Source organism: Vibrio sp. 10N.237.312.B06 (assembly GCF_041464685.1).
Taxonomy (GTDB): domain Bacteria; phylum Pseudomonadota; class Gammaproteobacteria; order Enterobacterales; family Vibrionaceae; genus Vibrio; species Vibrio tasmaniensis_A.
Genome location: NZ_JBFSPI010000058.1, coordinates 26,205 through 33,729, shown reverse-complemented (window position 1 = coordinate 33,729; position 7,525 = coordinate 26,205). Strand labels below are relative to the sequence as shown.

General features: G+C 43.9%; 4 protein-coding genes and 2 pseudogenes. 5 read left to right on the top strand and 1 reads right to left on the bottom strand.

The annotated features are described in order from the left end of the window. Positions 1-338: 338 nt before the first annotated feature. Both nrdD and nrdG read left to right on the top strand, forming a co-directional pair. A complete protein-coding gene (nrdD, locus tag AB6C75_RS15680; RefSeq protein ID WP_009845338.1) occupies positions 339-2,459 on the top strand; it encodes an anaerobic ribonucleoside-triphosphate reductase in 2,121 nt (706 codons plus the stop codon). Positions 2,460-2,614: 155 nt separating this feature from the next. Continuing rightward, a complete protein-coding gene (gene nrdG, locus AB6C75_RS15675) occupies positions 2,615-3,085 on the top strand; it encodes an anaerobic ribonucleoside-triphosphate reductase-activating protein (protein ID WP_372108125.1) in 471 nt (156 codons plus the stop codon). Positions 3,086-3,299: 214 nt separating this feature from the next. Here nrdG and AB6C75_RS15670 read toward each other — a convergent pair. After that, a pseudogene (locus tag AB6C75_RS15670) lies at positions 3,300-4,172 on the bottom strand (MATE family efflux transporter); the annotation flags it as partial. A gap of 90 nt (positions 4,173-4,262) precedes the next feature. On the opposite strand from AB6C75_RS15670, the pseudogene AB6C75_RS15665 reads away from it, so the two are divergent. The 3 genes and pseudogenes from AB6C75_RS15665 (at position 4,263) to AB6C75_RS15655 (ending at position 7,236) form a co-directional block, all read left to right on the top strand. Further along, positions 4,263-5,101, top strand: a pseudogene (locus AB6C75_RS15665) (AraC family transcriptional regulator). A gap of 252 nt (positions 5,102-5,353) precedes the next feature. Next, entirely contained in the window at positions 5,354-6,538 is a 1,185-nt protein-coding gene (locus tag AB6C75_RS15660; RefSeq protein ID WP_372108124.1) for an amino acid aminotransferase, read from the top strand. An 11-nt stretch (positions 6,539-6,549) separates the two neighbouring features. Beyond that, positions 6,550-7,236 (top strand): RimK/LysX family protein, encoded by a 687-nt coding sequence (locus AB6C75_RS15655; protein WP_372108123.1) that lies wholly within the window; start codon positions 6,550-6,552, stop codon positions 7,234-7,236. The last annotated feature ends 289 nt before the right edge of the window (positions 7,237-7,525 follow it).

Below are 7,525 nucleotides of genomic sequence, written 5' to 3'. Positions count from 1 at the left end.
CCCTTAGAGGGCGTCACCCAATAAGCCTCCGGCTCCGCCGGAGGTCATTTAACTTTGGTGTGCAATATAGTTGAGCCGTTATCCTACAACACTTACCGAAAATTCAACTCTTTTTAGCAGTTTTTTTATTGTTACATTGTTTCTTTTCGACTTGAGATCTCACGTAATAATATTGGATTTATCTTGTTCGGCGTGCCTATTTTATTGATCCAAATCAATACTCAATGTTGGTGGTTCTCGTTAAATACGCCACAATATCTAGTGTTAGTTAAACGATAAATCGCTCTATAGTGTGTTTGTGGATAAGTCTGTGAATACCTCAAGAGTAAGGAGAAGTGGTGAAATCAATCGTAATCAAGCGTGATGGCTCAAGAGCTCCATTCAGTAGAGATCGCATCCAAGCTGCAGTGGAAGCAGCATCAGACAAAACCGATAAGGAAATTGCTATTTATGCTCTGAATGTGGCATTAGCAGTTGAGTTGAAGCTCGAAGACTACGATGAAGTTCATATCTCTGAAATTCAAACCATGGTCGAGAACGAGCTAATGCAGGGACCATACAAGTCTCTTGCTCGTGCCTACATTGAATATCGTCATGACCGTGACATCGCACGTGAAAAGCAAAGCGCTTTAACTCGCGAGATCGAAGGTCTGATCGAAGAAAGCAATGTTGATCTGATCAATGAGAATGCCAACAAAGATGGCAAAGTTATCCCAACTCAGCGTGATTTGCTGGCGGGTATCGTGGCTAAGCATTATGCAAAAACTCACATTTTGCCGCGTGATATCGTACAAGCTCACGAGTGTGGTGACATTCACTATCACGATTTAGACTACGCACCGTTCTTCCCAATGTTTAACTGTATGCTTATCGATCTTAAAGGCATGTTAACGCATGGCTTCAAGATGGGTAACGCGGAAATCGACACACCTAAATCGATCTCTACGGCGACAGCGGTAACTGCACAGATCATCGCGCAAGTGGCAAGCCACATATACGGCGGTACAACGATTAACCGTATCGACGAGGTTCTAGAACCTTACGTAATGGCGAGTTACGAGAAACACCTATCACTAGCGAAAGAATGGGACATTCACAGCCCAGAAGCTTTTGCTATATCTCGTACAGAGAAAGAGTGTTACGACGCTTTCCAGTCTTTGGAATACGAAGTAAACACGCTACACACGGCTAACGGACAAACACCATTCGTCACGTTTGGTTTCGGTCTTGGTGAAAGCTGGGGTTCAAAACTTATCCAGCAATCTATCTTGAAAAACCGCATCGCAGGTTTGGGTAAGAACCGCAAAACAGCCGTGTTCCCTAAACTGGTCTTTGCAATCAAAGATGGTTTGAACCACCAGAAGCAAGATCCAAACTACGATATCAAGCAATTAGCGCTTGAGTGTGCATCTAAGCGTATGTACCCAGACATTCTTAACTACGACAAAGTGGTAGAAGTGACAGGGTCATTTAAAACGCCTATGGGCTGCCGTAGCTTCTTGAATACTTACGAAGAAAACGGTGAGTTGATTCATGAAGGCCGTAACAACTTAGGTGTTGTTAGCTTGAACTTGCCACGTATTGCTATTAACGCAAAACAAGATATGGCTAAGTTCTACGAACTGCTTGATGAAAAATTGAAGCTAGCTCGTCGCGCTCTAGAAACTCGTATTTCTCGTCTAGAAAACGTGAAAGCGCGTGTTGCGCCAATCCTATACATGGAAGGCGCTTGTGGCGTTCGTTTGAAAGCAGACGATTCTATTGCCGATATCTTCAAGAATGGCCGTGCATCTGTTTCTCTTGGTTACATTGGCATCCATGAAGCGATGACAGCACTTTACGGCACAGACGTTCACCTGTATGACGATGGCGAAATGCGTGCTAAAGCGCTTGAGCTGGTGGAGTACATGAAGCGTGAAGTGGAATCTTGGACAAAAGAGACAGGTTACGCGTTCAGCTTATACGGCACACCAAGTGAAAACCTATGCAGCCGTTTCTGCAGCATCGATACCAAAGAGTTTGGTGTAATTGATGGTGTAACTGACCGTGGCTACTACACCAACAGCTTCCACTTAGACGTACAGAAGAAAGTGAACCCATACGACAAGATCGATTTCGAGATGCCTTATCCAGAAATCTCTAGCGGTGGTTTCATCTGTTACGGCGAATTCCCGAACATGCAGAAGAACATCGAAGCGCTAGAAAACGTATGGGACTACAGCTACACACGTGTTCCTTACTACGGCACCAACACGCCGATTGATGAGTGTTACGAATGTGGTTACAACGGTGAGTTCGACTGTACAAGTAAGGGCTTTACGTGTCCTAAGTGTGGTAACCATGACTCAACCAAAGTGTCGGTAACGCGCCGCGTTTGTGGTTACCTTGGTAGCCCAGATGCACGACCATTTAACTTCGGTAAGCAAGAAGAAGTTAAACGTCGCGTGAAGCACCTTTAGTAAGCTCTAAGATCATTAGCTAGCTTACTAAGAAGAGCTACGTTTCAAGAAACAAGATTGGTATCGGCGCTATGTCGATACCAATTCTTTTATTTCAGCTCTTACAGCATTTCGCTTCAAACTATTAAGCAATAACGAGTTTTCAAAACTGCCTTATGAACTACCATCAATATCACCCAATCGACGTTGTAAACGGCCCGGGAACACGCTGCACTTTGTTTGTGTCGGGTTGTGTGCACCAGTGTCGCGGGTGTTACAACCAATCGACGCAAAGTTTGGACTCAGGGCACTTGTTCACTCGAGAACTGCAAGACCACATTATCGCTGATCTGAACGATCCGCGAATCAAGCGCCGTGGCTTGTCGCTTTCTGGTGGTGATCCTCTGCATCCTGCAAACGTATCTGAAGTGCTTAAGCTTGTTCAGCGTGTAAAAGCGGAGTGTGAAGGTAAAGACATCTGGGTGTGGACGGGTTACGAGCTCGACGAACTCGATGAAAAGCAGAAGCAAGTGCTTGAATACGTGGATACTTTGATTGATGGTCGTTTCGAGCAAGACAAAGCGGATCCGATGTTGGATTGGCGTGGTAGCTCAAACCAAATCATTCATCGATTTACTGACATATAACAGTTGTCGTGGCTTAGCACACTCGTAAAACGAAAAAGGGCGTCATGGTTAGCGCAATGCAACCAATCGGCCCTTGGGTGTGAGTTCTTTTCGTTTATTCGCTTAAACTACCATTCAAGCAACGACCTGATCTGGCTCTTCTATTAAGTTGTTGATCCATTTCTTAGAGTGAATCCGCTGGCTAGTTAAAGCTATTTTCGCTAACTCTTCCAGCAGCACAATCATCAAAACCCATTTGGCCAACGATAACGTTGTAAATAAGAATCCCGCCCGCCCACACAGTGTCGTGAACCAACATAGGTATAGCCACCGTAAAGTACTTCTTTCTATGCTTCGGTAATAACGCATCTCGCCAATTGCTTAACGTCGGGAATAGGTGCGGATAATGTTTTCTTGCCATAACAAGCAATGCAATGGTTTGAAAGAATCGAGATACCGTGGTGCCAATAGCCGCACCAACCACACCCAGTTCTGGAAACCCAAACAAGCCGAAGATCAATAGGGCATTGAGAATTGCATTGACGATGATTGCCCAGATACTGATTTTGGTGGGTAGCTTAGCTTCGCCCACTGAACGAAGTGCACTCTCTAGCGGCACAACTACGGCAGTACCAATAAGGCTGGCTCCTGTTATCCAAAGGTAATCCGTTGCCAATCGGACGTAATCAGGGTCTGAGGCCACCACAGACACGACTGATTCAGGAGCCAATGTATAGATCAACACAAAGGGCATGATGGCAAAGATCGAAAGTGCCCATGATTGCGCTAGTGTACGTCGAATTCCGTTGAAATCACCGGCACCAAAATATTGCGAAGCTAGCACGCTCACGGCTCCACTAATCCCCGATACCATGATCAAGTTGAAGAAGAAGATACGGTTGCCAACACCAACCGCGGCGGTTGCAGAATCACCAAGCTGATTGACCATAAAAATATCGACCACGCCAAGCAGTGAAAACAACATGGTTTGCAACGAGACTGGTAAACCGATGTGTAATAGTTTTTGCCAAAATTCTTTGTCTAAATGACGATATGTCGAGAGCATCGCATTTCCCCTGTAGTGATTATGCGAGAAGTTTATCGGCATTTGTTTTCGCTGTATTCTTCAGACTCATCACAAACTTTTGCCAAACTATCCACTTTGATAAGTTGGCCAATTGAATGAGTTAGCAGTGATATGAGTGATAAACAAGAAAGGTATGAGATCTCTGAAAAGACGCATCAAGAGTTTGTCGACCAAAGCCATGTATTGGCATTCGAAGAGCTCGGTATCGTTCAGTGTGGGACGGCGTCGTGTCGAGACTTCTTTTCGGTGTATCGTAAGAACCAACAGAAACACATGCTGTTTATACCGTGAGAGGAAAAGGTTGGTTAGAAAGTGGGGCGTGTCGTTACATTTTAGAACCGGGTTCGTGCATTACTGTTCCAGCAGGAATAGAGAATGGTTTTGGTATTGAAGAGGAAACATGGCAGATCGCATGGATCTTTCTCTCGCCCAACAAGCTATGGGAAAATGTCGTCAATGATGAGGTGAGTTATACGCTATCACCAGCAGCAGAAGTTGTTTCGTCCTGTATTCATACGTTGTTGAGAAGCATTGCCTTGCCCATTGATTTAGGCGGAGCGATTGCCATTCACAGTGTAGCCCAAATAGAGTTCATGATTAATGCGCCAGTGCCTCAGCAACAGTCACGCAATTTGGTCCGCTTAAGACGCGTTTTCGATAATGTACAAAAGCAGCTCCATAAAGAATGGAACGTTCATGAACTCGCGAGCTTATTCCCGTGCTCAGAGCCACACTTCCATCGTTTGTGTCAGCGCTATTACTCACACAGCCCAATGATTCATATTATGCGTATGAGAATGGAATACGCTGCGCGGCTACTTAGATCGAGTGATTGGTCGATTCAACACATTGGCGAGATAGTCGGATATCCAAATGCCGCTAACTTTAGCACTCGGTTTAAGGCGTGGTCAGGAATGACACCAAGACAATTCAAACAAAGTGCCCAATAGCGATCTCAATAGGGCGCATGGAAACATAAGACACATAGAAGCATAAGATACCTACAAATACAGCGCTTTGAATTGTGCAATAGGTTATTAGGTGTTTGAAATTTGCACTGTTTATCCGTTTGAAATGACCAATCTCTAATTACTTCTGATTACTTATGGTAACTAAGCGCTTCTATTAAAAAATGTTTCTGATTTGTCTACGATAATGTTAACGTGAAACTCATACTTGAATTTCAAAGGGTTGTGACTTTCATGTTTTCACATCTACCAAAACCAACTTTAGATCCAATTCTCTCTCTCTCTGTCGCTTACCGCGGCGATACTCGCACTGATAAAGTCGACTTAGGCATTGGCGTTTACAAAAACGACCAAGGTGAAACACCGATCATGAAAGCCGTCTCTAAGGCTCAAGATATCGTTGTTGAAACACAGAAAACCAAAGCTTATGTTGGCCTAGCAGGCTGTGAAGAGTTTAACCAAAGCATGGTTGATCTGTTGCTTAAAGGGACTTCTGCAATAGGTCGCGTTGCTGCGATTCAAACACCAGGTGCAAGTGGTGCACTTCGCATGTTGGGTGACTTGATGAAAGTCTCTCAACCAGACACAACGGTTTGGATTTCAAACCCAAGCTACGTTAACCACAAACCGGTGATGGAAGCGGCAGGCTTAAAAGTTCGATACTACAGTTACTTTAGTCCTGAAACGAAGCAAGTTGATACTGCAAGAATGTTGGGTGACCTTTCAAAAGCAGGTCCATCAGACGTGGTACTTCTTCACGGTTGCTGTCATAACCCAACGGGTGCTGACATTGATTTTGAAGCGTGGCAGGAAATTACTAAGTTATCGCAAAAGAATGGTTTCTTACCGTTTGTTGATATTGCCTACCAAGGCTTTGGTGATGGCCTAGAAGAAGACGCAAAAGGTCTTCAACATATGGCGAACAACGTAGAAGAGATGTTGATTACGACGTCATGTTCGAAAAACTTCGGTTTGTACCGCGAAAGAACGGGTGCCGCGATCGTTATCGGTAAGAACAGCGAACACGTAGGCAATGCTAAAGGTAAGCTACTGACACTGGCTCGTTCAACTTACACAATGCCGCCAGATCATGGTGCCGCGTTGGTTAAAACAATTCTTCAGAATCAAGAACTAACGACGATTTGGAAACAAGAGTTGAGTGAAATGCAGCAACGTTTGTTAAATCTGCGCAAAAGTTTATGTGATGAATTGCGAAATACTTACAACACGTCACAATTTGACTTCATCGAAAGCCATAAAGGCATGTTTAGTGTACTAGGCTTTAAAGAAACTCAAATGAATCAACTACGTGAAGAATATGGAGTCTATGGTGTTGGTGATGGACGCATCAATATCGCGGGCCTTTCTGAATCCCATATTCCTTATGTGGCTAAAGCGATAGCCAACGTTTCAAAATAGAAGGTGACTGAATGTATAATTGGAAAGCGATTGTAGTTTTAATGCTAAGTGGTGGCCTGTTTGCTTGTTCGACAACGACTAAAGTTCCTGTCGAGCCAGAGCAAAAGCCTCAAGTAGAACAACCTGTTGTCGATGACTCTTCTAAGATTGACGCAACGGAAGGCGAGAAAGTAACGGAACCTACAGAGAAGCCTGAAGAAGTAAAACCAACGGAACCAGAAGCGAAACCAAAGCCTGAACAAAAACCGACTGCAAAACCAACCAAGACAAGTGATGGCAAACTGATTCTTGGCGAAGAGGAGTGGGTGTTTGTTCCTGGTCTTAAAGAAGCGTTTAAAGCACGAGTTGATACAGGTGCAACAACATCATCAATCAGTGCCGTTGATATTGTTGATTTCGAACGTGACGGTAAAGATTGGGTTAAGTTCAAAATTGAACATGATGGCATCACAACTGAAGAGATCAGCTTGCCGGTAGAGCGTTGGGTTAAGATCAAGCAGTCGAGCGCGGAAGGTACACAACGACGTGCTGTTGTTGTCGCTTCAATTCAAATCGGCGATCTAAAAGATAAGACTGAATTTACGCTAGCAGATCGAACGCATCTTTCTTTCCCAATTCTGTTGGGGAGAAGCTTCTTTAGAGATGTTGCCGTTGTCGATGTTGGTCAAAAATACGTTCAGAAAAAAGTAACTAAATAGCGTCAATCGGTATTCATTCGAATTAGAGTCTGATGCTTTTATTGATGGGAAATGAAATCCCTACTAATGGAATTAGTGGGGATTTTTTCTTTTTATGATGTAATAACCGACGAAATACACTTTATTGTGCGTTGTTCTTCATTCGTTCACTGTTTAACCTCGACAATGTGATCCTGATCTCTATATAATCCGCGCTTCGTTTTATGTTTAATCCATACTTTCGTACTTCTTATTTTGGCTGATTGAAATAGCCAAATAATTATCTGTCAGTACACGCTTAGGAATTAGT

What these genes read in the sequence shown, in the direction of transcription:
- nrdG (WP_372108125.1), top strand. Translation starts at nt 2,615, where the DNA reads ATGAACTACCATCAATATCACCCAATCGACGTTGTAAACGGCCCGGGA.
- AB6C75_RS15660 (WP_372108124.1), top strand. Translation starts at nt 5,354, where the DNA reads ATGTTTTCACATCTACCAAAACCAACTTTAGATCCAATTCTCTCTCTC.
- AB6C75_RS15655 (WP_372108123.1), top strand. Translation starts at nt 6,550, where the DNA reads ATGTATAATTGGAAAGCGATTGTAGTTTTAATGCTAAGTGGTGGCCTG.